Origin of the sequence: Salinicola salarius, from assembly GCF_002179555.1 — a bacterium.
GTDB classification, from domain to species: domain Bacteria; phylum Pseudomonadota; class Gammaproteobacteria; order Pseudomonadales; family Halomonadaceae; genus Salinicola; species Salinicola salarius_A.
In genome coordinates this window covers 20,901-40,778 of sequence record NZ_NHOU01000015.1, presented here as the reverse complement: position 1 = coordinate 40,778, position 19,878 = coordinate 20,901, and the positions used below count along the sequence as shown (strand labels likewise).

30 protein-coding genes are annotated in these 19,878 nt (G+C 60.3%); 2 read left to right on the top strand and 28 right to left on the bottom strand.

Features of this window, described 5'->3' with window-relative positions; all coding sequences use genetic code 11:
* Window positions 1–78: 78 nt before the first annotated feature.
* Together CCD76_RS12305 and CCD76_RS12300 are read right to left on the bottom strand one after the other, a co-directional pair.
* Window positions 79–837 carry a lysophospholipid acyltransferase family protein gene (locus tag CCD76_RS12305; protein WP_087719772.1) on the bottom strand — a complete coding sequence of 253 codons (759 nt, stop codon included), beginning with the start codon at window positions 835–837 and terminating at the stop codon, window positions 79–81.
* On the bottom strand, window positions 834–1,748 hold the full coding sequence (locus tag CCD76_RS12300) for a sugar nucleotide-binding protein (protein WP_087719771.1): 915 nt from the start codon (window positions 1,746–1,748) through the stop codon (window positions 834–836). Before CCD76_RS12300 ends, CCD76_RS12305 begins: the two co-directional genes overlap by 4 nt.
* A 196-nt stretch (window positions 1,749–1,944) precedes the next feature.
* Here CCD76_RS12300 and CCD76_RS12295 point away from each other — a divergent pair, with 196 nt between their 5' ends.
* On the top strand, window positions 1,945–2,826 hold the full coding sequence (locus CCD76_RS12295; protein WP_087719770.1) for an SMP-30/gluconolactonase/LRE family protein: 882 nt from the start codon (window positions 1,945–1,947) through the stop codon (window positions 2,824–2,826).
* Window positions 2,827–2,941: 115 nt separating this feature from the next.
* On the opposite strand, the gene CCD76_RS12290 is transcribed toward CCD76_RS12295, so the two are convergent.
* The gene (locus tag CCD76_RS12290; RefSeq protein ID WP_087719769.1) at window positions 2,942–3,535 is read right to left on the bottom strand and encodes a single-stranded DNA-binding protein; all 594 of its coding nucleotides are present in this window, start codon (window positions 3,533–3,535) and stop codon (window positions 2,942–2,944) included.
* A 34-nt stretch (window positions 3,536–3,569) separates the two neighbouring features.
* Complete coding sequence (locus CCD76_RS12285; protein WP_179208913.1) at window positions 3,570–4,952, bottom strand: MFS transporter; 1,383 nt, start codon at window positions 4,950–4,952, stop codon at window positions 3,570–3,572.
* 161 nt (window positions 4,953–5,113) lie between these two features.
* Here CCD76_RS12285 and uvrA point away from each other — a divergent pair, with 161 nt between their 5' ends.
* On the top strand, window positions 5,114–7,966 hold the full coding sequence (uvrA, locus tag CCD76_RS12280; RefSeq protein WP_071230730.1) for an excinuclease ABC subunit UvrA: 2,853 nt from the start codon (window positions 5,114–5,116) through the stop codon (window positions 7,964–7,966).
* 162 nt (window positions 7,967–8,128) lie between these two features.
* Here the strand turns inward: uvrA and rplQ are convergent, their stop codons facing one another.
* From rplQ to rplB, 24 genes are all read right to left on the bottom strand, one after another.
* A complete protein-coding gene (rplQ, locus tag CCD76_RS12275; protein WP_071230729.1) occupies window positions 8,129–8,515 on the bottom strand; it encodes a 50S ribosomal protein L17 in 387 nt (128 codons plus the stop codon).
* A 95-nt stretch (window positions 8,516–8,610) separates the two neighbouring features.
* Window positions 8,611–9,609 (bottom strand): DNA-directed RNA polymerase subunit alpha, encoded by a 999-nt coding sequence (locus CCD76_RS12270; protein WP_071230728.1) that lies wholly within the window; start codon window positions 9,607–9,609, stop codon window positions 8,611–8,613.
* An 80-nt stretch (window positions 9,610–9,689) separates the two neighbouring features.
* On the bottom strand, window positions 9,690–10,310 hold the full coding sequence (gene rpsD, locus CCD76_RS12265) for a 30S ribosomal protein S4 (protein WP_071230727.1): 621 nt from the start codon (window positions 10,308–10,310) through the stop codon (window positions 9,690–9,692).
* Between the two features lie 12 nt (window positions 10,311–10,322).
* Window positions 10,323–10,709 carry a 30S ribosomal protein S11 gene (gene rpsK / locus CCD76_RS12260; RefSeq protein ID WP_009723883.1) on the bottom strand — a complete coding sequence of 129 codons (387 nt, stop codon included), beginning with the start codon at window positions 10,707–10,709 and terminating at the stop codon, window positions 10,323–10,325.
* A 36-nt stretch (window positions 10,710–10,745) separates the two neighbouring features.
* Window positions 10,746–11,102 (bottom strand): 30S ribosomal protein S13, encoded by a 357-nt coding sequence (gene rpsM / locus CCD76_RS12255; RefSeq protein ID WP_071230726.1) that lies wholly within the window; start codon window positions 11,100–11,102, stop codon window positions 10,746–10,748.
* Between the two features lie 129 nt (window positions 11,103–11,231).
* A complete protein-coding gene (gene rpmJ / locus CCD76_RS12250; RefSeq protein WP_031384759.1) occupies window positions 11,232–11,345 on the bottom strand; it encodes a 50S ribosomal protein L36 in 114 nt (37 codons plus the stop codon).
* 30 nt (window positions 11,346–11,375) lie between these two features.
* Window positions 11,376–12,710: a preprotein translocase subunit SecY gene (secY, locus tag CCD76_RS12245; protein ID WP_087719767.1), complete on the bottom strand. Its 1,335-nt coding sequence runs from the start codon at window positions 12,708–12,710 to the stop codon at window positions 11,376–11,378.
* Window positions 12,711–13,145 carry a 50S ribosomal protein L15 gene (gene rplO / locus CCD76_RS12240; protein WP_071230724.1) on the bottom strand — a complete coding sequence of 145 codons (435 nt, stop codon included), beginning with the start codon at window positions 13,143–13,145 and terminating at the stop codon, window positions 12,711–12,713.
* A gap of 3 nt (window positions 13,146–13,148) precedes the next feature.
* On the bottom strand, window positions 13,149–13,331 hold the full coding sequence (gene rpmD / locus CCD76_RS12235) for a 50S ribosomal protein L30 (protein WP_071230723.1): 183 nt from the start codon (window positions 13,329–13,331) through the stop codon (window positions 13,149–13,151).
* A gap of 6 nt (window positions 13,332–13,337) precedes the next feature.
* Window positions 13,338–13,838: a 30S ribosomal protein S5 gene (rpsE, locus tag CCD76_RS12230; protein WP_071230722.1), complete on the bottom strand. Its 501-nt coding sequence runs from the start codon at window positions 13,836–13,838 to the stop codon at window positions 13,338–13,340.
* Between the two features lie 11 nt (window positions 13,839–13,849).
* The gene (gene rplR / locus CCD76_RS12225) at window positions 13,850–14,200 is read right to left on the bottom strand and encodes a 50S ribosomal protein L18 (RefSeq protein ID WP_071230721.1); all 351 of its coding nucleotides are present in this window, start codon (window positions 14,198–14,200) and stop codon (window positions 13,850–13,852) included.
* A 9-nt stretch (window positions 14,201–14,209) separates the two neighbouring features.
* The gene (gene rplF / locus CCD76_RS12220) at window positions 14,210–14,740 is read right to left on the bottom strand and encodes a 50S ribosomal protein L6 (RefSeq protein ID WP_071230720.1); all 531 of its coding nucleotides are present in this window, start codon (window positions 14,738–14,740) and stop codon (window positions 14,210–14,212) included.
* 9 nt (window positions 14,741–14,749) lie between these two features.
* On the bottom strand, window positions 14,750–15,142 hold the full coding sequence (gene rpsH, locus CCD76_RS12215; RefSeq protein WP_071230719.1) for a 30S ribosomal protein S8: 393 nt from the start codon (window positions 15,140–15,142) through the stop codon (window positions 14,750–14,752).
* 31 nt (window positions 15,143–15,173) lie between these two features.
* Window positions 15,174–15,479, bottom strand: coding sequence for a 30S ribosomal protein S14 (gene rpsN, locus CCD76_RS12210; protein ID WP_071230718.1), 306 nt, complete (start codon window positions 15,477–15,479; stop codon window positions 15,174–15,176).
* A gap of 10 nt (window positions 15,480–15,489) precedes the next feature.
* Window positions 15,490–16,029, bottom strand: coding sequence for a 50S ribosomal protein L5 (gene rplE / locus CCD76_RS12205; protein ID WP_071230717.1), 540 nt, complete (start codon window positions 16,027–16,029; stop codon window positions 15,490–15,492).
* A gap of 18 nt (window positions 16,030–16,047) precedes the next feature.
* Window positions 16,048–16,365 (bottom strand): 50S ribosomal protein L24, encoded by a 318-nt coding sequence (rplX, locus tag CCD76_RS12200; protein WP_071230716.1) that lies wholly within the window; start codon window positions 16,363–16,365, stop codon window positions 16,048–16,050.
* Window positions 16,366–16,379: 14 nt separating this feature from the next.
* Entirely contained in the window at window positions 16,380–16,751 is a 372-nt protein-coding gene (gene rplN / locus CCD76_RS12195; protein ID WP_071230715.1) for a 50S ribosomal protein L14, read from the bottom strand.
* 54 nt (window positions 16,752–16,805) lie between these two features.
* On the bottom strand, window positions 16,806–17,066 hold the full coding sequence (gene rpsQ, locus CCD76_RS12190; RefSeq protein ID WP_071230714.1) for a 30S ribosomal protein S17: 261 nt from the start codon (window positions 17,064–17,066) through the stop codon (window positions 16,806–16,808).
* Entirely contained in the window at window positions 17,066–17,260 is a 195-nt protein-coding gene (gene rpmC / locus CCD76_RS12185; RefSeq protein ID WP_075563678.1) for a 50S ribosomal protein L29, read from the bottom strand. Before rpmC ends, rpsQ begins: the two co-directional genes overlap by 1 nt.
* Window positions 17,260–17,673, bottom strand: coding sequence for a 50S ribosomal protein L16 (gene rplP / locus CCD76_RS12180; protein WP_071230712.1), 414 nt, complete (start codon window positions 17,671–17,673; stop codon window positions 17,260–17,262). Before rplP ends, rpmC begins: the two co-directional genes overlap by 1 nt.
* 14 nt (window positions 17,674–17,687) lie before the next feature.
* Window positions 17,688–18,389: a 30S ribosomal protein S3 gene (gene rpsC, locus CCD76_RS12175; protein ID WP_087719766.1), complete on the bottom strand. Its 702-nt coding sequence runs from the start codon at window positions 18,387–18,389 to the stop codon at window positions 17,688–17,690.
* Window positions 18,390–18,400: 11 nt separating this feature from the next.
* Complete coding sequence (gene rplV / locus CCD76_RS12170; protein WP_035470378.1) at window positions 18,401–18,733, bottom strand: 50S ribosomal protein L22; 333 nt, start codon at window positions 18,731–18,733, stop codon at window positions 18,401–18,403.
* Window positions 18,734–18,750: 17 nt separating this feature from the next.
* Complete coding sequence (rpsS, locus tag CCD76_RS12165; RefSeq protein WP_071230710.1) at window positions 18,751–19,026, bottom strand: 30S ribosomal protein S19; 276 nt, start codon at window positions 19,024–19,026, stop codon at window positions 18,751–18,753.
* A 22-nt stretch (window positions 19,027–19,048) separates the two neighbouring features.
* Window positions 19,049–19,876, bottom strand: coding sequence for a 50S ribosomal protein L2 (gene rplB, locus CCD76_RS12160; protein ID WP_087719765.1), 828 nt, complete (start codon window positions 19,874–19,876; stop codon window positions 19,049–19,051).
* Between the last annotated feature and the right edge of the window lie 2 nt (window positions 19,877–19,878).

Below are 19,878 nucleotides of genomic sequence, written 5' to 3'. Positions count from 1 at the left end.
ATCGTTACCAATGCAAAAGGCGCCCCGCGGGGCGCCTTTTTTGGGCTCGTTTTCTGCTATCCGTCTCAGCGAATCGGGTCAGGACGGCAACTCTGCCGGCGCAGCCTTCTCCGGCAGCGGTGGACGCGGCACTTCGGATATCTCGTCGAGGGTGCGCTCGATCCAGGCTTCCAGCTCCGCCATCACCTCTTCGGGGCTGCGGCCGACAGTCTCGATCGGCTCGCCCACGACCACATTGAGCACGCCGGGCTGCTTGACCCAATGACGGCCCCAGCGCTCGCCGGCATTGTGAGCGACGGGCAGCACCGGAACGCCGGTACGACACGCGATTACCGCACCGCTCTTGTTGAAGCGACGTCGCTGTCCCGGCGGTACGCGCGTCCCCTCGGGGAAGATCAGTACCGACAACCCTTCTTCCAGACGCTGCTTGCCATGAGAAAGCACCTGACGCATGGCGGCCGACGGCTTCGAGCGATCCAGCGGGATCGGTCGCAGTAGACGCACGCCCCAGCCGAATAGCGGAATCTCGAGCAGTTCCTTCTTGAGCACGGTGCAGATCGGTGTCTTGAGCAGCTGCAGGTAGACGGTTTCCCACTCGCTCTGATGATTGGCCAGTACCACGCAGGGCCCCTCGGGAACCCGCTCACGGCCACGAATGTGGTAGCGAATGCCGCAGGTCAAGGAGAGCCATCTGATGATGAATCGGTTATGCCAATTGAACAGGCGGAACCGCGAGCGGGTCGGCAGGGCGAAACCGATGGGCAACATCAGCAGACCGGAGACGAGGATCGCCAGGAAATAACCGATATAGAAGATCACACTACGAAAGGCTTTCATGCGCGGGACGTTTCCCCCTTGCGACTGTCTCGGCTGCCATTATCGACCTCATCATGGTCGGGATAGTGCTGCTGGCACCAGGCATCCAGCATCAGTCCCAACTCCAGCCGCCAGGACTTCTGGTGGATACCGAAGACATCGAGCAGCCGACGACAGTTGAGCACTCGTCGCAGCGGCGTGTCGTGGTGTTGATTGAGCGCCAGCAATTCACCCGGCGCCGGCAAGGCTCCGACGCCTTCGAGACGCGTCGCCAGCTGTGTCCGGACCACAGAGCAGAAGGTGAAGACGCTGACGGGTTCCGTACCGCAGAGATGGTAGGTGCCCCAGGCACCAGCACCACTATCGAGCTGCAGTAGCACGCCCGTCAGCGCGCGCGCGACGGCCTTCACCGATATCGGGCAGAGCACCAGATCCTGGGCCGCACGCACCGATTCGCCGCGCATCAGCGATTCGATCAGTTCGCTCAACCAGGCGCCTTCGCCTTCGAGCCCGAACAGCGGCCCCAGACGCAGGATCAGATGCTGAGGATGGCGGCGCACGTGCTCGCCGACCGAGATCAGTCGGCGCAACGCCTCATCCCGCGGCCGTGGCAGAACGTCCTCGTCGATCGGGCCTTCCGCCCCATCCTCGTAGAGCGTGTCCGAGACGCACCAGATCAGCGGAATCCGGCGAGCCTGGCACGCTTCGAGCAGCGCTTCGACCTGACTGGCGTGGGCATAGACCACCGCCGGTTCGCAGCGACCAGGATCCGCCAGCGGCGGCACGATCACGGCATCCGGACCGATCGTGGCCAGCACATCGGCATCCACCAGCTCCGGTGCCGGCAAATATTCGATGTCGCTACGCTGCGCGGCCGTATCGCGCAGCGCCAGACTCAGACAGTGCTCTGCTTGCAACACCAGACACTTCACGATGGCACCTCGACACGTATCATCGCTTTGGAATCCTTACTCATTGGGAGAATCATATTTCCATTGTCGGTACCGGCACTATGATAATGAAAGCCGCGACAACGGAAGCACTGATAATCAGGGTATCGATAGTGACAGACATTGATATTGACGGACATCGATACCGGTACACTTCGCTAGTCCATGGAGGGTCATCATGAACAAGGACGTCACTGTGGCATGGGAGGTCGGCGCCGAACTCGGCGAAGGCCCCATCTGGTCCGATAGCCTTCAGGCTCTGCTGTTCGTCGACATCCGACAAGCCAGGCTGCATGCCTACCATCCCGACAATGGCGAGCGCCAGAGCTGGGATCTCGAAGAAGCCTGCTGCTGGCTGCTGCCCCGCGAGGATGGCGGCTTCGTTGCCGGCCTGCACTCCGGCGTGGCTGAACTCGACCTCGATGCCGATGGCCCTCGTATCGGCAAGAGACTCACGCCCATCAAATGGCTGCCGGACGGCGATCGCCTCAACGACGCCAACAGCGATACCCACGGCCGGCTATGGTTCGGTTCCATGGACGATGCCGAAGCCGAGGTTCACGGCTACCTGTTTCGTCTCGACAGCCGCGGGCTGATAGAGATGGACAGCCAATACCACGTGACCAACGGCCCTGCCATCAGCCCCGACGGTCGCACACTTTATCACAACGACAGCGCACGCCAGATCGTCTTCGCCTTCGATCTCGACGACGACGGCGAGCTGGCGAACCGCCGCGAGCATATTCGACTGCCGGAGGGCGCCGGCTATCCGGATGGCATGACCTGCGATCGCGAAGGCGGGTTATGGATCGCCCTGTGGGATGGCGGCCGCATTGCCCGCTATCACGCCGATGGCTCGCTCGATCACGAAGTCGCGCTCCCGATCTCCCAGCCCACCTCCTGCATCTTCGGCGGTGAAGCGCTGGATCGCCTGTTCGTCACTTCGGCAGCCACCGGTTGCGACGACGAACCACTGGCCGGGTCCCTGTTCGAGATCGACGTCGAGATCGGCGGCCTCGCGACCACACCCGTGGTCATGCCCAACGATTCTACGCTATGACTCGGCGGAACCCTCCGAAGCGATCGGTCATTGCGCTGCCGCACGATACCAGGACAGAAAAGCCCCGCTTGGCGGGGCTTTGGTCACTTTCCTGGACGTCATTCATCGACGCGCGTCAGAACGGAATTTCGTCGTCGAAATCGTCGAAGCTACCCGGGTTGGGGGCGCCGTAGTTGGGGTTCTGATTGGGCTGTGGCGCCGGCTGTCCCTGTTGCGGAGGACGCTGTTGCGGCTGCCCTGACTGCGGCGGGCGCTGCTGTGGCTGCGGATTGCCGCCATAGTTGCCCTGCTGCGGCTGCTGATCGTAGCCGCCCTGCGGCGCGGCGCCATACTGCCCTTGCGGCGCATAATCACCGCCGCCCTGCCCACCGGCGCGGGAATCGAGCATCTGCATGTCGTTACCGACGATTTCGGTCGAGTAGCGATCCTGACCGTCCTGCCCCTGCCATTTACGGGTCTGCAGCCGGCCTTCGATATAGATACGCGACCCTTTCTTCACGTACTGCTGGGCGATCTCCGCCAGCTTGTTGAACAGCACCACGGTGTGCCATTCCGTACGCTCCTGGCGCTGGCCGCTCTGACGGTCGGTCCAGCTATCGGTCGTAGCGATGCGCAGGTTGCACACCGGATTCCCCGAAGGCAGAAAGCGGACTTCCGGATCCTGTCCCAGGTTGCCGATCAGGATGACTTTGTTTACACCTCTGGCCATCGTTGTCTCCTCGCATTCCTGCGTTGCGACGCGCTCACGCGTCGGTTCGTTGCCATTGTTTACCTGCGATACTGGCCAGCATCTCGACATCCAGACGCTGACGGTCGACCTTGAGATAGGCGACCTGCTCTTCGGGTACCACCATGACGTCCTCGACGCCGGTCACCGAGGCAAAACGGTCGAGTAGTGTATCGAGCATGTCCATGGATTGCTTGTCGAGTGCGATGATCTCGCTCGAAAGGTGACGCGGCGCGGGCATTTTCCAGACCACGGCCAGCCAGATCGCCCCCACGACAGCCGCTCCCAGAAACACGCTCTGAACGCCAAAGCCCTGCGATAGCGCCCCGCCCAGCGTGCCGCCGAGAAAAGCTCCCAGGAACTGGCTGGTCGAGTAGACGCCCATGGCCGTCCCCTTGGCACCTGCCGGCGCCAATTTGCTGATCATCGACGGCAGTGTCGCCTCCAATAGATTGAAGACGACGAAAAAGCCCCAAAGTAGGGTAAGTAACGTGACCCGGTCGCTTGCCAGTTCACCGAAGCCTAGCAGGATCAGCGTCATCGCCGCGACGGCGCCGATGAAAATGGGCTTCATCTTGCGATACTTCTCGGCCACGATGACCAGCGGAATCATGCCGACGAAGGCCAGCGCCATCACCGGCAGGTAGACCCAGCCATGATCCGCCGGCGCGAATCCCAATGCCTCGAGTCGGAACGGCAGCGCCGTGAAGCAGGCAGTCAGAATCAGATGTAGCGCAAAAATCGAGAAATCCAGTCGTAACAGATCGCCCTGGGCGAGCGTCGCACGCAGCTGACGCCGGTCGATCCCGACATCGCGGTGCGGCATGCGCCTCGGCGCTTTCGGCACCAGTTTCCACAGGACCAGCAATCCGCAGGCGGCCAGCGCGGCGGTGAACCAGAACACGCCGGCGAGCCCACCGATATCCGCGATCAGCGGGCCTGCCACTATGGCAACGGCGAATGCCACGCCGATGGAAAGGCCGATGGTCGCCATCGCCGCAGTGCGGATCTCTTCACGGGTCTGATCGGCCAGCAGCGCCATGATCGCACCGGCAACGGCGCCGCTGCCCTGCAGGCAGCGGCCGATGATGATACCGGTGATGGAGGTAGCGTTGGCGGCGACCAGGCTACCGATGATGAAAAGCACGAGGCCGCCGCCAATGACGGCTTTACGGCCGATACGATCGGACAGCAGCCCGAAGGGAATTTGCAGGATGGCCTGGGTCAGGCCGTAGCCGCCCAGCGCCATGCCGACCAGCAGAGGAGTGGCACCATCGAGATGATCGGCATACAGCGCCAGAACCGGCAGGACCATGAACAGGCCCAGCATGCGCGAAGCATAGAGACTTGCCAGCCCGACGATGGCACGTCGTTCGGTGACGAGAAAACGAGAAGTCATGGGGGTCACAACGTTGGGTGAACTCGGCTAGAGCCGAGGATGGTTCGGAATGAGCGACACATTTTACCGCTCGCCTTCCGCCAGTGAAAGCAGCCGGCTTTGCCGGTCATTTGATCCGCGACCTATAATGGTCGTTTCCCGCGTCGCAGCACGAGGTAGTCATGGACAGCATTCTGGTCAGGGGCGCACGAACCCATAACCTGAAGAACATTGATGTCGAACTGCCGCGCGACAAGTTGATCGTGGTAACCGGTCTCTCCGGTTCGGGTAAATCTTCGCTCGCATTCGACACGCTTTACGCCGAAGGGCAACGACGCTACGTCGAATCCCTGTCGACCTACGCCCGCCAGTTCCTGTCGATGATGGAAAAGCCCGACGTCGACCATATCGAAGGACTGTCGCCGGCCATTTCCATCGAGCAGAAATCGACCTCGCACAACCCCCGCTCCACCGTCGGCACGATCACCGAGATCTACGACTATCTCCGCCTGCTGTTCGCTCGCGCCGGGACGCCGCGTTGCCCGGATCACGACGAAGAGCTCGAGGCCCAGACGGTGTCTCAGATGGTCGATCAGGTGCTGGCACTGACCGAGGGCACCCGGCTGATGCTGCTGGCGCCGGTGGTCAAGGGCCGCAAGGGCGAGCATCAGCAGTTGATCAGCGAGCTGCGAGCCCAGGGGTTCGTGCGAGCGGTGATCGACGGCGATACCGTCGAGCTGGACGACGTACCGGCGCTCGACAAGAAGCGCAAGCACGACATCAGCGTCGTCGTCGATCGCATCAAGGTGCGCGACGACCTGCAGCAGCGCTTGGCGGAATCCTTCGAGACCGCGCTCAACCTGGCCGATGGCACAGCGATCATCCACTTCATGGACGGCGAGCAGGAAGATCTGGCGTTCTCTTCACGCTTCGCCTGCCCGATCTGCGGCTACTCGCTTTCCGAGCTCGAGCCGCGGCTGTTCTCGTTCAACAACCCGGCCGGCGCCTGCCCGACCTGCGACGGCCTCGGCGTGCGCCAGTTTTTCGACCCGGACAAGCTGATCAGCCATCCGGAACTGTCGCTGGCCGAAGGCGCGATCAAGGGCTGGGATCGCCGTAGCATCTACTATTTCAGCCAGCTGCAGGCCGTCGCCGACCACTACCGCTTCACGTTGGACACGCCCTGGAACGAACTTGCCCGTCACGAGCGCGACCTGCTGCTCAACGGCAGCGGCAAGGACGAGATCGCGTTCAGCTATGTCAACGACCGGGGGCGCAAGGTCACCCGCGAACACCCTTTCGAGGGTGTGCTGCCCAACCTCGAGCGGCGCTATCGCGAGACCGAATCCTCCATGGTGCGCGACGACCTCGCCAAATACCTGGCTGTACGCCCCTGCCCGACCTGCCATGGCACCCGCCTCAAGCGGGAGGCGCGCCATGTCTTCATCGACGGTCATAATCTGCCGACGCTGACTCAAATGCCGGTGGGCGAAGCCTGGGAATACTTCGGCCAGGTGACGCTACCCGGCCGCAAGGGCGAGATCGCGGTCAAGATCGTTCATGAAATCCATGCGCGTCTGGAGTTCCTGGTCAATGTCGGGCTCGACTACCTGACGCTGGAGCGCAGTGCCGACACGCTCTCCGGCGGCGAGGCCCAGCGCATCCGCCTGGCCAGCCAGATCGGCGCCGGCCTGGTCGGGGTGATGTATATTCTGGACGAGCCCTCGATCGGCCTTCATCAGCGCGACAACGACCGCCTCCTGCGCACCTTGATTCGCCTGCGCGACCTGGGCAACACCGTGATCGTGGTCGAACACGACGAAGACGCGATTCGCGCCGCCGATCATGTCCTCGATATCGGGCCGGGGGCCGGCGTGCATGGCGGCACCATTGTGGCTCAGGGTACGCCCCAGCAGATCGAGACAACGCCGGAATCGCTGACGGGACAGTACCTTTCCGGAAAGCGCTGTATCGAAGTGCCGCCACATCGCATTCCGGTCAATCCGGACAAGCAGCTTCATCTGCGCGGCGCGAATGGCAACAATCTCCAGGATGTCGATCTGGCGCTGCCGCTGGGCCTGTTCGTCTGCGTGACCGGCGTTTCCGGTTCCGGCAAGTCCACCCTGATCAACTCGACGTTGATGCCGATCGCTGCGCGTGAACTCAATCGCGCCACGACGCTGACGGCAGCGCCCTATCGCAGCATCGAGGGTCTCGATCAGCTCGACAAGATCATCGACATCGACCAGAGCCCGATCGGCCGTACGCCGCGCTCCAACCCCGCCACGTACACCGGCATCTTCACCCCGATTCGAGAGCTCTTCTCGGGTACTCAGGAAGCCCGCGCGCGCGGCTACAAACCGGGGCGTTTCAGCTTCAACGTCAAGGGCGGCCGCTGCGAGGCGTGTCAGGGCGAAGGCATGATCAAGGTCGAGATGCACTTCCTGCCGGATATCTATGTCCCCTGCGATGTCTGCAAGGGCAAGCGCTACAATCGCGAGACGCTGGAGATCCACTACAAGGGCAAGAGCATCCATGAGGTGCTGGAGATGACCATCGAGGAGGCGCTGGAATTCTTCAGCCCGGTGCCGGCGATCGCCAGACGCCTGCAGACGCTGATGGACGTGGGCCTCTCCTACGTACGACTTGGCCAGAGCGCCACGACGCTCTCCGGCGGCGAGGCACAGCGCGTGAAGCTCGCGCGCGAACTAGCCAAGCGCGATACCGGCCAGACGCTCTATATTCTGGACGAGCCGACGACGGGGCTGCATTTCGAAGACATTCGTCAGTTACTCGGCGTGCTGCATCGGCTACGCGACCATGGCAATACCGTGGTAGTGATCGAGCATAACCTGGACGTGATCAAGACCGCGGACTGGATCATCGACCTCGGGCCGGAAGGGGGCTCCGGCGGCGGACGCATCATCGCCGAAGGAACACCGGAACAGGTTGCCGCGCTCGAACACTCTCATACGGGCCATTTTCTGGCGCCGCTACTGCCCGAGCCCAAGGCACGCAAGGCCAAACGCGCTTGAGATTGCATGGGCGGCATCCGGGTACAGGGTGTCGCCATCTCAAGCGTTTTCCTCTCCTCTTTTTACCGGGCCTTGGCCAAGACTCTGAAATCCAGCCAAAAGAAAACCGGCTGCCCAAGTGATTGGGCAGCCGGTTTTTTTGTCGTGCAAGAAGCTTGGGACTTATTCGTCGCCAGCAGCTTCTTCGACGACCGGACGATCGACCAGCTCGATGTAAGCCATCGGCGCGTTGTCGCCAGTGCGGTAGCCGCACTTGAGCACACGGACGTAACCGCCCGGGCGATTGACGTAACGCGGGCCAAGCTCGTTGAAGAGCTTGCCAACGGCTTCCTTGGAGCGGGTGCGGCTGAACGCCAGACGGCGATTCGCCACGCTATCCTGCTTGGCCAGGGTGATCAGCGGCTCGATATGACGGCGCAGTTCCTTGGCTTTGGGCAGGGTAGTCTTGATCACTTCATGCTCGACCAGCGAGATGCACATGTTCTTGAACATGGCGTGCCGATGCGAGCTGGTCCGATTCAGATGACGACCACTCTTACGATGACGCATGATTGCTATTCCTTACCAAACTGGTGATTCGAGTCGGCACACTGGATTCGACGCTAGGCGACGACACCGAAGACTGAGCCTCGGCGCTATCTTCCTCAGGCAGAAGCCTTGTCGTCTTTCAGGCTCGCCGGCGGCCAGTTTTCCAACCGCATGCCGAGTGAAAGACCGCGCGAAGCCAACACGTCCTTGATCTCGTTCAAGGACTTCTTGCCAAGGTTCGGCGTCTTGAGCAGCTCGACTTCCGTGCGCTGAATCAAATCGCCAATGTAGTAAATATTCTCGGCCTTCAAGCAGTTGGCGCTGCGAACCGTGAGTTCGAGATCATCCACGGGACGCAGAAGAATCGGATCGATCTGATCTTCCTCTTCTTCGGTTTCCTGCTCTCTGTCAGCTTCGAGGTCGACGAAGGCGGCCAGCTGTTCCTGAAGAATGGTCGCACTGCGACGAATGGCTTCTTCGGGGTCCAGAGTGCCGTCAGTTTCGAGATCGATGACCAGCTTATCGAGGTCGGTGCGCTGTTCGACACGTGCAGCCTCTACCGCATAGGAGACGCGGCGTACGGGGCTGAAAGTGGCATCCAGCTGCAGACGACCGATGGCACGGGATTCGTCCTCGTCAGAGAGTCGCGCATCCGCCGGTTCGTAACCACGACCCCGGACGACCTTGAGCTGCATTTTCAGCTCGCTGCCATCGTTGAGGTGAGCGATCACGTGGTCCGGATTGACGATCTCGACGTCATGACCGACGGCGATATCGCCTGCGGTCATCACACCGGGGCCCTGCTTGTTCAGGGTCAAGACGGCTTCGTCGCGGCCGTGCATCCTGATGGCCACGTCCTTGAGATTCAGAAGAATCTCGATGACGTCTTCCTGAACACCTTCGATGGCACTGTATTCATGCAACACGCCATCGATTTCGGCTTCGATCACGGCACAGCCGGGCATCGAAGAAAGCAGGATGCGACGCAGCGCATTCCCCAGGGTATGGCCGAAACCACGTTCGAAGGGTTCCAGCACGATCTTTGCGTGATGTGCACTGACCTCTTCGACCTTGATGTCGCGGGGACGGAGAAACTCTGTCACTGAACGCTGCATATGAACACCTTCCCAGGCTGCCAAACGAATATCGGTACCCAATGCTGGTCTCGGGCCGCAATCGCGACCCGAGCTCAGACTTACTTGGAGTACAGCTCGACGATCAGGTTTTCGTTGATGTCGGCAGACAGGTCACCGCGTTCCGGGACAGCCTTGAAAGTGCCTTCCATCTTCTTCGAATCGATGTCGATCCACGTCACGTCGCCGCGGTTGGCAGCGATGGACAGGGCCTGCTGGATACGGGCCTGGTTCTTGGCCTTCTCGCGAACAGACACGACGTCGCCGGGACGCACCTGATAGGACGCCACGTTGACAGTACGGCCATTGACCGCGATCGCCTTGTGGCTGACCAACTGACGTGATTCGTTACGCGTGGAGCCGAAGCCCATGCGATAGACCACGTTGTCCAGTCGGCATTCCAGCAACTGCAGCAGGGATTCGCCGGTCGCACCTTTCAGGCGAGCGGCTTCCTTGTAGTAGTTGCGGAACTGTTTTTCGAGCACGCCATAGATACGACGCACTTTCTGCTTCTCGCGAAGCTGCAAGCCGTAGTCGGAAAGACGCTGACGGCGCTGGCCATGCACACCCGGGATCTGCTCGGATTTGCACTTCTTCTCGAAGGGAGTGACACCGCTCTTGAGAAAGAGGTCGGTGCCTTCACGACGAGACAACTTACACTTGGGTCCAAGATAACGAGCCATGAGTCTGTCTCCTTAAACGCGGCGTTTCTTCGGCGGACGGCATCCGTTGTGCGGAATCGGCGTCGCGTCAGTAATGCTCTGTACACGGAAGCCGGCGGCATTGAGCGCGCGCACGGCAGACTCACGGCCAGGACCTGGGCCCTTGACCAGCACGTCGACGTTTTTCACACCATACTCGGCTGCAGCAGTCGCTGCACGTTCACTCGCCACTTGAGCTGCGAACGGGGTGCTCTTGCGAGAACCACGAAAACCCGAACCACCGGCTGTTGCCCAAGAAAGCGCATTGCCCTGGCGGTCTGTGATCGTCACGATCGTATTGTTAAAAGAGGCATGGATATGCGCTACCGCATCCACGACCTGCTTTTTAACCTTTTTACGGTTACTACGCGGGTTAGCCATGTTGATGTATCCTGATCTTAAACGCCGGAACGTTAATTACTTACGAATCGGTTTACGCGGTCCCTTACGGGTACGCGCATTGGTCTTGGTACGCTGACCACGCAGCGGTAGACCACGACGATGGCGCAGACCACGGTAACAACCCAAGTCCATGAGACGCTTGATGTTCAGCGTCACATCACGGCGAAGGTCGCCTTCTACGGTGTACTTGCCCACTTCGGTACGCAGAACGTCGAGCTCTTCGCCAGACAGATCCTGAACCTTGGTGGTCGGTGCGATGCCGGCAGCAGCACAGATACTCTGTGCACGCGTGCGGCCAATCCCGTAGATGTAGGTCAGCGAGATCGCCGCATGCTTGTTGTCCGGGATATTGACGCCTGCAATACGGGCCATCAGCTTACTCCGAATGTTGAGCGGCTTGCTCGTTAGTCGTCCACAAAGGGCGCAATAGCATACCCCCTAACCTCTCTCGAGGCAAGGGATATGCCACGGCCCGCTTTTACTCGCAGCTTCGGGGTAGAATCAACCCTGGCGCTGCTTGTGGCGAGGTTCCGTGCAGATAACACGAACCGCGCCGTTGCGCCGAATGATCTTGCAGTTACGGCACATTTTCTTTACAGAAGCTCGAACTTTCATCGTTCTCTCCAAATGCTCTCTCGCGGAGGCTCAGCGCGTCAGGCCGCCGCTACCGTAGCCCTTCAGGTTCGATTTCTTCATCACTGACTCATACTGGTGAGACATCAGATGAGACTGAACCTGGGCCATGAAGTCCATGATTACCACGACCACGATCAGCAGCGAGGTACCCCCGAAGTAGAACGGCACCTGCCAGGCCACCACCAGGAACTGCGGCATCAACGAGACCAGTGTGATGTAGAGCGCCCCGAACAGCGTCAGACGCGTCATCACCTTGTCGACGTAGCGAGCCGTCTGCTCTCCCGGACGAATGCCCGGCAGGAAAGCGCCGGACTTCTTCAGGTTGTCGGCGACATCCTTGGGATTGAACACCAACGCCGTGTAGAAGAAGCAGAAGAACAGCACCGCCGCGGCGAACAGAATGATGTACAGCGGCGCACCGGGAGCGAGCTGCTGCGAGGCCACTTGCAGCCATTCGAGACCGTCGCCCTGACCGAGCCACTGACCGATCGAGCCCGGGAACAGCAGAATGCTGGAGGCGAAGATCGGCGGAATGACGCCTGCCATGTTGACCTTGAGCGGCAGATAGCTGCTCTGGCCGGCGTACATCTTGTTGCCTACCTGGCGACGCGGATAGTTCACCGTGATGCGACGCTGACCACGCTCGATGAACACCACGAAAGCCACCGTGGCGATACCGAGAATCGACAGGGCCAACAGCGGAAGCACGTTCCAGGCGCCGTCATTACGCGCCAGTTCAAACGACTGACCGATTGCGCTCGGCAAACCCGCTACGATACCGGAGAAGATGATCAGCGAAATACCGTTGCCGATTCCCTTTTCGGTAATCTGCTCGCCCAGCCACATCAGGAATACGGCACCGGCCACGAACGTCACGACTGCCGTGAAGTAGAAGCTGATGTCGCCCGAATAGGCCACGCCCTGACTGACCAGACCAACTGACATGCCCGTCGCCTGGATCAGCGCCAGCAACACCGTGCCGTAGCGTGTGTACTGGTTGATCTTGCGGCGCCCGGCTTCGCCTTCCTTCTTCAGCGCTTCGAGCTGAGGCGATACCGCGGTCAGAAGCTGCATGATGATCGACGCGGAGATATACGGCATGATCCCCAGCGCGAAGATACTCATGCGCTGCAGCGCACCCCCCGAGAACATGTTGAACATGCCCAGGATGGTGCCCTGGTTCTCCCGAAACAGGGCAGCCAGCTGGTCAGGATCGATGCCGGGGACGGGGATGTGGGCACCGATGCGGTACACCACGATCGCGATGAAGACGAAACGCAGGCGTGCCCACAGCTCGCTGAGACCACTACCCATGTTCGCCGGCATGTTTCCTGACTTAGCCATTTAGTCCTCTACTTTGCCACCGGCCGCTTCGATCGCAGCACGCGCACCTTTGGTGACCTTGAGGCCACGCACGGTAACCGCCTTGCTCAGCTCGCCGGACAGAACGACCTTGGCGTACTCGGTAGCATTCTTGAGTACGTTGGCTTTCTTCAGGCTAGCGAGATCGGCGACATCGCCCTCGACCTTGGCCAGCTCGGCCAGGCGGACTTCTTCGGACACCAGCGACTTGGCCGAGGTGAAACCGAACTTCGGCAGACGGCGCTGCAAGGGCATCTGACCACCCTCGAAGCCCGGCTTGACCGAACCACCAGAGCGAGACTTCAAGCCCTTGTGACCACGACCACCGGTCTTGCCCAGACCGGAGCCGATGCCGCGCCCGACACGCTTTTCGGCGTGCTTGGAGCCCGGAGCCGGGCTTAAGCTATTGAGTTTCATGGATTACTCTCCCTCGATTCGAACAAGGTAGTTGACCTTGTTGATCATGCCGCGAACGGCGGGGGTGTCTTCCAGCTCGACCGAATGCCCGATCCGACGCAGACCGAGACCGGTCATTGTCGCCTTGTGCTTCTTCAGGACACCGATGGTGCTGCGGGTCTGAGTGATTTTGATCGTCTGTGCCATGGTCGCTTACCCCGCCAGCTCTTCGACAGACAGGCCACGCTTGGCGGCGATGTCTTCCGGAGATTGCATGGATTCAAGACCCTTGATCGTGGCGCGAACCACGTTCACCGGGTTGGTGGAACCGTAGCACTTGGCCAGAACGTCATGTACACCGGCCAGTTCCAGCACGGAGCGCATGGCGCCACCGGCGATGATGCCGGTACCTTCGGAAGCCGGCTGCATGAAGACCTTGGACGCGCCATGACGGGCGCGTACCGGGTACTGCAGCGTGCTGCCGCTGAGGCTGACCTTGACCATGTTGCGGCGAGCCTGGTCCATGGCTTTCTGGATCGCGACCGGCACTTCACGTGCCTTGCCGCGACCGAAGCCGACCCGGCCGTTGCCATCGCCAACGACGGTCAGCGCGGTGAAGCCGAAGATACGGCCACCCTTGACCACCTTGGCGACGCGGTTGACCTGCACCAACTTCTCTTGCAGATCTCCGCCCTTCTGTTCGTTATTCGCCATCGTTAAACCCTTTAGAATTGCAGACCGCCTTCGCGTGCGGCATCAGCCAATGCCTTGACACGCCCGTGGTACTGGAACCCAGCGCGGTCAAAGGCGACCTGAGAGATGCCGGCATCCTTGGCGCGCTCGGCAATCAGAGCACCCACCTTGGCAGCCGCGTCAGCGTTGCCCGTGGCACCTTCGCGCAGGCTCTTGTCCAGCGTGGAAGCGCTGGCCAGGACCTTGCCGCCGTCCGGCGAGATGATCTGCGCATAGATGTGTCGCGGGGTGCGGTTGACGCACAGGCGAAACACACCCAAATCGCGGATCTTGGCACGGGCGCGGCGGGCACGACGGAGACGAGATTCTTTCTTCGCGTTCATAACCCTGCCTTACTTCTTCTTGGCTTCTTTGCGGCGGACACGTTCGTCACTGTACCGAACCCCTTTGCCCTTGTAGGGCTCCGGCGGACGGAACGCGCGAATTTCCGCTGCCACCTGACCGAGCTTCTGCTTGTCCGCGCTTTTCAGCACGATCACGGTGTTCTTGGGCGTTTCCGCCGTGACACCTTCGGGCAGCGTGTAGTCGATCGGGTGTGAGAAACCGAGTGTTAGGTTCAGCGTCTTGCCACTAGCCTGGGCACGATAGCCGACGCCATTGATTTCCAGCGACCGAGTGAAACCCTCGGAAGCGCCGGTGACCATGTTCTGGACCAAGGCACGAGTCGTACCAACCATGGCCCATGTTTTCGCCGTTTCGCTCGGGGCGAAAACCAGCTGGCCGTCTTCCTGAGTGATCTTCACGTCGGGATGCACGGTCAGTTCAAGCGTGCCCTGGCTACCCTTGACGGACAGCTGGTCGCCGTCGAATTTCACTTCGACGCCGCTGGGCAGTTTAACCGGATACTTGGCTACGCGAGACATTACTCACTCCTAGAATACGGTGCAGATGACTTCACCACCGACACCCGCCTGGCGTGCGGCACGATCGGTCATGACACCTTGAGAGGTGGTAACGATCGCCACACCCAGACCGTCCGCGACCTTGGGCAATTCGCTCTTGCCCTTGTAGATCCGCAGTGACGGCTTGGACATACGCTGGAGGTGCTCGATAACCGGCTTGCCCTCGAAGTACTTGAGGGTCACGGTCAGCTCGGGCTTGGCGCCTTCGGTGACCGATACGTCGGTAATATAGCCTTCCTGCTTGAGTACGCGGGCCACTTCAACCTTGAGCTTGGAAGACGGCATGGTAACCGTCTCCTTGGTGGCCATCTGCGCATTGCGAATACGGGTAAACATATCCGCTAGAGTATCTTGCATGCTCATTACATTGCGCTCCTGAATTCCTCGACGTGGCTTACCAGCTGGACTTCTTCAGCCCAGGGACATCGCCACGCATGGCAGCTTCGCGCAGCTTGTTACGGGCCAGTCCGAACTTGTTGTAGTAACCGTGCGGACGACCGGTAATGCGGCAGCGGTTGCGCTGACGGACCTGACTGGAGTCACGCGGCAACTGCTGCAGCTTCAGCTGAGCGTCGAAGCGCTCTTCGTCAGAAGCGTTGACGTCATAAATGACGGCTTTGAGCGCGGCACGCTTGGCGGCGTATTTGTCGACCAGCTTTGCGCGCTTGAGCTCACGCTCAATCATGCTTTTCTTTGCCATGAATCCACCCTTATTGCTTGAACGGGAAGTTCAGCGCGCTGAGAAGCGCACGACCTTCTTCGTCGGTGATGGCGCTGGTCGTGATGGTGACATCCAGACCCCGGATCCGGTCGATCTTATCATACTCGATCTCCGGAAAGATGATCTGCTCACGTACGCCCATGGAGTAGTTGCCACGGCCATCGAAGGATTTCGGGTTCAGGCCGCGGAAGTCACGCACGCGAGGAATCGCGATGTTGACCAGGCGGTCCAGGAATTCCCACATCCTTTCGCGGCGCAGCGTCACCTTGACGCCGATCGGCCAGCCTTCGCGGACCTTGAAGCCAGCGATGGACTTGCGCGCCTTGGTTACCACCGGCTTCTGACCGGAGAGCTTCTCCAGGTCGCCGATGGCGTTGTCGATCAGCTTTTTATCGCTGGTCGCTTCGCCGATGCCCATGTTCAGCGTCACCTTGGTGATCCGGGGCACCTGCATAACGTTGGCATAGCTGAACTGCTCTTTGAGCTGAGCCATGACCTCGTTTTGATAACGTTCTTTCAAGTTCGCCATTTTGCTACCCGACTCGCGTTAGGCGTCGATCTGCTTCTGCGTCGACTTGTAGATACGTACCTTGGTACCGTCTTCCTGTAGCTGGAAGCCGACGCGATCCGCCTTGCCGGTCTCCGCATTGAAGATGGCTACGTTGGACGCATGGATCGGAGCCTCACGCTCGACGATACCCCCCGGGTTGCCAACCATAGGATTGGGCTTGGTATGGCGCTTGATCATGTTCACGCCCGAAACGACATAACGGTCGTTGTCGAGGACGCGCTTGATCGTGCCACGCTTGCCCTTGTCCTTGCCGGCGATGACGATGACTTCGTCGTCACGTTTGATCTTGTGCATATCCGCCTCGCTCCTTACAGCACTTCGGGCGCCAAGGAAATGATCTTCATGAATTTCTCGTTACGAAGTTCACGAGTTACCGGTCCGAAGATACGGGTGCCGATCGGCTGTTCGTTGGCGTTATTCAACAGAACTGCCGCATTTCCGTCGAAGCGGATCAGCGAACCGTCGTTACGACGGACACCGCTACGCGTACGCACGACCACCGCCTTGAGGACCTGGCCTTTCTTGACCTTGCCCCGCGGGATGGCTTCTTTGACCGTCACTTTGATGATGTCGCCAACGCGAGCGTAACGGCGGTGTGAACCACCCAGCACCTTGATGCACTGCACCCGGCGCGCGCCGCTGTTATCCGCGACATCCAGCATTGTCTGCGTCTGAATCATTGGTTTTCTCCAAACCTAATCTGACTGCACTGGTTCAGAAGGCGCCTGTCGGGCTCAGCCCTTGGCCTGCTCGACCACCTCGACCAACGTCCAGGCCTTCTTCTTGGACAGCGGACGGCATTCCTGAATGGAAACCAGATCGCCGGCCTTGGCCTGATTCGACTCGTCGTGGGCGTGCAGCTTGGTGGAGCGCTTCATGTACTTGCCGTAGATCGGATGGCGCTCGCGGCGCTCGATCAATACGACAATCGATTTTTCCATCTTGTCGCTCACCACCCTGCCGGTGAGCGTACGTGCTTTGCTTGCTTCAGCCATTATTGGTCACCTGACTTCTGGTTGAGCACAGTCTTGACGCGAGCGATGTCGCGACGAACCTGCTTCAGCAGATGCGTCTGGCTCAGCTGGCCGGTGGCCTTCTGCATGCGCAGGTTGAACTGCTCGCGGAGCAGTTCGAAGAGCTGCTCCTGCAGCGCATCGACTGACTTTTCACGCATTTCGTTGGCTTTCATCACATCACCGTCCGTTTCACAAAGGTGGTGGAGATGGGCATTTTCTGGGCCGCCAGGGAGAAGGCTTCACGCGCCAGCTCCTCGGAGACACCCTCGATTTCGTAAAGCACTCTGCCCGGCTGAATCTGGGCGACCCAGTACTCGACGGAACCCTTACCCTTACCCATACGAACCTCGAGAGGCTTGTTGGTAATCGGCTTGTCCGGGAATACACGGATCCAGATCTTGCCACCACGCTTGACGTGACGGGTAATGGCACGACGACCCGCTTCGATCTGACGTGCGGTGATACGGCCGCGATCGGTAGCTTTGAGACCGAAGTCCCCGAAGCTCACCTTGCTGCCGCGATGCGCCAGGCCGCGGTTACGACCTTTCTGCACCTTGCGGAACTTTGTACGCTTGGGTTGCAACATCGATCAGTCTCCCCTTACCTGGAACCTTTCTTCTTCGGTGCGGGTGCCTGAGCCTGCTGCTTCTGCTTGGCACGCACCTCTTCGATGCCCCCGAGGATTTCGCCCTTGAAGACCCAGACCTTGACGCCGATGACGCCGTAGGTGGTGTGAGCTTCATAAGTGGCGTAATCGATATCGGCACGCAGTGTATGAAGCGGCACGCGACCTTCGCGATACCACTCGGTACGTGCGATCTCGGCACCACCCAGACGACCGGAGAGCTGCACCTTGATACCGCCGGCACCCAGACGCATGGCGTTCTGAACGGCACGCTTCATGGCGCGACGGAACATCACGCGACGCTCGAGCTGACCGGCGATGTTCTGCGCGACCAGAGCGGCATCGAGTTCCGGCTTGCGGACTTCTTCGATGTTGACATGCACCGGCACACCCATCATGCGGGTGACATCCTGACGCAGACGATCGACGTCCTCGCCCTTCTTGCCAATCACGATGCCCGGACGGGCAGTGTGAATGGTGATCCGGGCGTTGTTGGCCGGACGCTCGATGGTAATGCGGCTCACGGAAGCGTTCTTCAAACGCCCCTCGAGATAGCTACGCACTTCCAGATCGCTGTTCAGCTTGTCGGCATAGGCTCCACGCTCGGCATACCAGACCGAGGTGTGATCCTTGACGATGCCCAGTCGGATACCGACTGGATTGACTTTCTGACCCATCTGGTCGACTCCTACTTCTCGGCTACCTTGACGGTGATGTGGCAGGTGCGCTTCAGAATGCGATCCGCACGGCCTTTGGCGCGCGGTTGAATGCGCTTGAGCGTCATGCCCTCATCGACACAGATGGTCGAGACACGCAGCTCGTCGATGTCCATGCCGTTGTTTTCTTCCGCATTGGCGATCGCGGACTGCAACACCTTCTTGACCAGCTTGGCGGCCTTCTTCGGTGAGAAGGTCAGCACGTCGAGCGCTTCGGCGACCGGCTTACCGCGCACCTGGTCAGCCACCAAACGGGCCTTCTGGGCGGATAAGCTCGCGCCACGCAACTTAGCAGCGACTTCCATCTCTTATTCCTCTTGGCTTACCGTTTGGCTTTCTTGTCCGCTGCGTGACCGCGATAGGTGCGGGTGGCAGCGAACTCGCCCAACTTGTGGCCGACCATTTCCTCGGAGACATGCACCGGGACATGCTGGCGACCGTTATGTACCGCAATGGTGAGCCCGACCATGTTGGGCAGGATCATCGAACGACGCGACCAGGTCTTGATCGGTTTGCGATCGTTCTTTTCCGTTGCGACTTCGACCTTCTTCAACAGATGAAGGTCGATGAAAGGACCTTTCTTCAGTGAACGTGGCACAGCCGTTACCTCTTAATGTCTGTTACTTGGACTTGCGGCGACGAACGATGAGCTTGTCGGTACGCTTGTTCTTGCGGGTCTTGTGGCCCTTGGTGGGAATCCCCCACGGGCTGACCGGGTGACGACCACCACTGGTACGGCCTTCACCGCCACCGTGCGGGTGATCCACCGGGTTCATTGCGACACCGCGAACAGTGGGGCGCACCCCTCTCCAACGTTTCGCACCGGCCTTGCCCAATTGACGCAGGCTGTGCTCAGAGTTGCCCACTTCACCCAATGTAGCGCGGCATTCGGACAGCACGCGGCGCACCTCGCCAGAACGCAGACGCAGCGTTGCGTAGTTGCCTTCACGTGCAACCAGCTGAGCGCTGGCGCCGGCGCTACGGGCAATCTGCGCACCCTTGCCCGGCTTCAGTTCGATGCAATGCACCGTAGAACCGACCGGAATGTTGCGCAGCGGCAGCGCGTTTCCGCGCTTGATGGCGGCGTTGACACCGGACTCCACCACGTCGCCGACCTTGAGGGCCTTGGGCGCGATGATGTAACGACGCTCGCCGTCCATGTACTTCAGCAGCGCGATGTTGGCGCTACGGTTCGGATCGTATTCGATACGCTCGACGGCGGCCTTGATGCCATCCTTGATGCGCTTGAAATCGATCAAACGATAATGCTGACGATGACCACCACCCACGTGACGCGTGGTGATACGGCCATTGTTGTTACGCCCACCCGACTTCGACTGCTTCTCGACAAGCGCACCATAGGCGCGGCCCTTGTAGAGCTCGTCGTTGACGACTTTGACGACGTGACGACGACCGGCGGACGTGGGTTTTGTCTTGACTACTGCCATGA